Source organism: Vibrio sp. M260118 (assembly GCF_036533755.1).
GTDB lineage: Bacteria > Pseudomonadota > Gammaproteobacteria > Enterobacterales > Vibrionaceae > Vibrio.
The window spans coordinates 1-3,532 of sequence record NZ_JATABG010000355.1 but is presented as its reverse complement, the minus strand read 5'-3'; the positions used below and the strand labels follow the sequence as shown (position 1 = coordinate 3,532).

Here is a 3,532-nt window from a genome sequence, read left to right as displayed (position 1 = left end):
GGATAGGTCGCGGTCCTCTACCGAGGCGTAAACGGGCTCAACACCACGCAGCAGTGACAGGCGAGCTAATAGCTTTTCATCATTGCTGAGCGCCCAAATTACGGCTTTGCTGTGGCAACGAGACATGAGCAGAGGAGTCTCACCGCTGTTTGTGAACACCGCAACACCAAGATTTTGTTGTGAGCGCGCGGCCAGCAATATCGAAGAAATGGCAAAGCTCTTACTGCTGCTGCTACACAGTTGCTGAACATTATCCCAACATTGGTCAGAACACTCCGTTTCTAGCTCAACACCGCGTGCTATGCGTGCCATCGCTTTAACAGCCTCAACAGGGTAAGCGCCAGTGGCAGACTCGGCTGAAAGCATAACCGCATCGGTACCATCGATCACCGCGTTAGCGACATCCATGACTTCCGCGCGGGTTGGCAGCGGGTTTTCAATCATGGATTCCATCATTTGTGTGGCGGTAATGACTGGTTTACCAAAGTGTTTTGCACGTCCAATTAAGGTTTTTTGCACGCGCGGTAAGCGAGCGTCTCCGATTTCTACGCCAAGGTCCCCTCGGGCAACCATAATGACGTCGGAGGCTTGAATCACCTTATCCATTGCGTCTTGGCTAGCTACGATTTCTGCGCGCTCGATTTTTGCCACGATTTGTGCGTTGCAACCCGCTGTGCGTGCGATCTGTCTCGCCTGATGTAGATCTTCAGCGTTGCGTGGGAAAGAGACTGCAAGAAATTCTGCATCAATAATGGCTGCTGTCTGGATATCGCGCTTGTCTTTTTCGGTTAAGGCTGGCGCAGAAAGACCGCCGCCAAGTAAATTGATCCCTTTGCGATTGGAGAGTTTTCCGCCATTGATGACCTTGGTCTCGACCATGGTTTTCTCGTCGTTTATTGCAGAGACTTCCAGTTGGATTCGACCATCGTCAAGCAGCAGTTGGTTGCCAAGTGAGAGGTCTTTGATGAGTTGTGGGTAATCCAAACCGACACGTTGCTCATCGCCTGATTGTGAGTCTAGCGCCCCATCAAGAATAAACGTGTCGCCGGCGTTCAGGTGAATCGCGTCATTTTTAAATCCTGCAATGCGAATCTTAGGACCTTGAAGGTCGACCAATATACCAACGTGTTTGCCTAATTTGGCGGCGGCCACTCGCACTCGTGCTGCGGTAGCGATGTGATCCGCTGGGTTGCCGTGAGAGAAATTCAGGCGTACGACATTCACACCTGCGAGTATCATCTCTTCTAATACGGGGGAACTTTGGCTTGCTGGGCCAACTGTAGCGACAATTTTTGTTTTGTTCATAACCTTACCTTTAACAACATAACTGAAAATGAATGAAAAAAAGCTGGGGAGGCTGGTGGTCTATATTCAGTGACAGGGAGTGGTGCACATTATCTCTAGGAGCCAGATAATAGCGTCACCTCAGTGAATATTGACCGCCAGCCAAAGGGGAGCGAACTCCCCGTATGTTGTTAGCTTGCTGGGTTAGCTTTTAGCTCTGGGTTTTGCTCTTCGTCGATATCGACCACTTTCTTCGCATTCCAAACGGTCAATGCTAAGAGTAGTGACACAACACCTGCTGCTAGCCAGAAGTACTGAGCTTGAGAGAAGTCATAGTGGCTAACGCCATCAACTTCAGTGATTTTGATTAGCGATGCTGACACCACTTCTTGCGCAGAGGCCGCCATGTAAGAGAACAGACCAATGAAGCCTTTCACCGCACCGACTGCGTTCTTTGGCATTAGGTCACAAGCAGTTAGACCCGCTAGGAATACCACAAGACCACCAATCGCAAAGCCAATCAAGCCAAGTGCTACTGCATCAACAATACGGTTGTCTGGGCCAAAGAACATCAAACACATACCTGCAATGTTTGCCAATCCGTAAAGAAGCGTTGGGATATGACGGTTTGCATTGAACAGTTTGTCTGAAACGATACCAGATAGAATTGCGCCTGCGAGACCAGCGATTGGGTAAGTTGACATCGCGAAACCAGCATCAATCAGTGAGTAGCCTTTTGACTCTTGAAGGTAAAGGACCGCCCAAGATGACATAGCATAGCGAGAGACATACATTGCTGCACACGCTGCGGCAATAAGCCATACAACAGGTTGTTTTAGAACGAACATCTGAGCGCGACGTGTCTCTTTCGGATCGTTCTTTTTCTTGATTTCTGGCTCTTCGTCGAATGCTGTTGCAGCATCAGGTAGACCGTAGGTTTGAGGGCGGTCTTTAAGCGCAAAGAACATACAAAGTGCTGCTGCAATTGCCGCAATACCTGCGCCAATGAAGCCTGCACGCCAGCCAAGGTAGCTCACTAGCGTTGCGGTTAGGATCCAAGTGATACCTTCACCAATGTTACGTGAGCCTCCCCAAACCGAGTAGCGAGAGCCGCGCTGTTTTGGCGAGAACCACTGGAACAAGGAAACACATGATGGTGCTGAACCAACCGACTGGAACCAACCGTTCAAACCCCAAAGCAGAACAAAGAAGAAACCAGCGGTGTTCAAGCCCATTACCACGGCCGTTGCACCTGATAACAGCAGTGAAAACGACATAAAGCGGCCAATGTTGGCGTAGTCAGAAAGGAAGCCGTTTGAAAACTTACCTATCGCATAGGTAAAGAAGAACGCCGAGCCCATGATACCCAGCTCTTCAATGGTTACAATGCCAGCATCAAGCATAGGTTTCTTAACGACACCTAAACTCATACGAACAACATAGAAAACGGCATAACCGAAGACTAAGCCTAAAAATACTTGCCATTGATAACGCTTAAAGCGAGATTGCATGGCCTCTTTTGAACCATCGGACAAAGGTAAGTCCGGACGTGTTTTAAAGAAATTAAACATAAATGTTTCACTCCGTGAATGTGTGACGGTAAATGAGTTGTCGGGAGCATCATGCACAGCGGAACGAAAAGGCTCAAAAATGACTTTTTGAGACAAAAGTGACTCAAATGAATCATAGGGCTGGGTTAAAAATGGCACTTTTAACCAATCTATCAGTGATGGAATTGATAGAATTACAGTTAGTGAGGTAACAAGATGCGTCAGCAGTGACTCAACTGCTGAAAAAAGAAAGTAACGGTGTGTTGACCAGTTTTTGAATTGACGCACATTTCTAAGGGATTTTGTGAAGTGAGATTGATTAGAAAGTTGGCCGCTTGGCGCCATCCCATTTTAGTTGCATGGTTAACATTGGTTTCATCAGCGGCTGACAGTCAAGAGCAACTGGTGATATTGACCACCTTCTCCAGCGAGCCGATTTCCGAGCTGATGTTCGAGTACAAGCAGCAAAACCCTAAGGTGGACATCAAACTGATCCACCGTCGAACTCAATCTGCAATTCAACTGTTGAACAAAAGCTATATTCAAGATGTCGATGTGGTACTCAGCTCATCGCCGTTTTTGATGGAAGAGCTCTACAAGCGCAAACAATTGGCTAACGTCGCCTATGGGAATGAGATGCCCCAATGGCTGGTACCATTGGTGCAAAATTAGTCATCGCTTTTACCGCGTCAACCGTG

The 3,532-nt window shown here is 48.0% G+C and carries 3 protein-coding genes; 1 reads left to right on the top strand and 2 read right to left on the bottom strand.

The features are described from left to right. A partial coding sequence (gene pyk, locus QTO00_RS16615; protein WP_331425782.1) for a pyruvate kinase occupies positions 1 to 1,305 on the bottom strand: 1,305 nt, incomplete at its 3' end. Between the two features lie 170 nt (positions 1,306 to 1,475). After that, the gene (locus QTO00_RS16610; protein ID WP_331425781.1) at positions 1,476 to 2,855 is read right to left on the bottom strand and encodes an MFS transporter; all 1,380 of its coding nucleotides are present in this window, start codon (positions 2,853 to 2,855) and stop codon (positions 1,476 to 1,478) included. 288 nt (positions 2,856 to 3,143) lie between these two features. On the opposite strand from QTO00_RS16610, the gene QTO00_RS16605 reads away from it, so the two are divergent. Beyond that, positions 3,144 to 3,506 carry a hypothetical protein gene (locus QTO00_RS16605; protein WP_331425780.1) on the top strand — a complete coding sequence of 121 codons (363 nt, stop codon included), beginning with the start codon at positions 3,144 to 3,146 and terminating at the stop codon, positions 3,504 to 3,506. Positions 3,507 to 3,532: the final 26 nt, after the last annotated feature.